Below are 625 nucleotides of genomic sequence, written 5' to 3'. Positions count from 1 at the left end.
GCGAAGGCTTCACCCTGATGTTTCTCGGCATGGGCTTTGTGCTGGCGTTTCTGCTGCTGCTCATCTTTGCCATCCGGGGAATGTCCCTCGCCGTCAACCGCCTGTTTCCCGAGCCGCCCGCCGCTCCCGCAGCGACGCCGGCCGCCGTCGCGCCCGCCGACGATTTCGCCCGCCTGAAGCCGGCGATTGTCGCCGCCATTCACCACCATCGCCGTCTTCACCCTTAATTCACGGAGGAATTCATGACCGTTGCCATTACCGATGTCGTCCTGCGCGACGCCCACCAGTCCCTGTTCGCCACCCGTCTGCGTCTCGACGATATGCTGCCCGTTGCCGCTCAGCTGGACGACGTCGGCTACCGCTCGCTGGAGTGCTGGGGCGGCGCCACCTTTGACGCCTGCATCCGCTTTCTCGGCGAGGACCCGTGGGTCCGCCTGCGCGAGCTGAAAAAGGCGATGCCGAAGACCCCGCTGCAGATGCTGCTCCGCGGCCAGAACCTGCTCGGCTACCGCCACTACGCCGACGACGTGGTGGAGCGCTTCGTGGAGCGCGCCGTCAAAAACGGCATGGACGTCTTCCGCGTCTTCGANGCCATGAACGACCCGCGCAACATGCAGGCCGCCCT

Annotated in this window: 1 protein-coding gene and 1 pseudogene; both read left to right on the top strand. The window is 65.9% G+C overall.

Annotated features, from left to right (window positions below; all coding sequences use genetic code 11):
* Positions 1–227: oxaloacetate decarboxylase subunit gamma (locus VZP09_RS18230; protein ID WP_328795327.1), on the top strand; the 227-nt coding region annotated here is incomplete at its 5' end.
* A 15-nt stretch (positions 228–242) separates the two neighbouring features.
* Positions 243–625, top strand: a pseudogene (locus VZP09_RS18225) (sodium-extruding oxaloacetate decarboxylase subunit alpha); the annotation flags it as partial.

It is taken from the genome of Klebsiella sp. EMBS2024 (assembly GCF_036233805.1).
GTDB lineage: Bacteria > Pseudomonadota > Gammaproteobacteria > Enterobacterales > Enterobacteriaceae > Klebsiella > Klebsiella pneumoniae.
The sequence above is the reverse complement of the archived record's forward strand: the minus strand, read 5'-3'. Positions and strand labels throughout refer to the sequence as shown.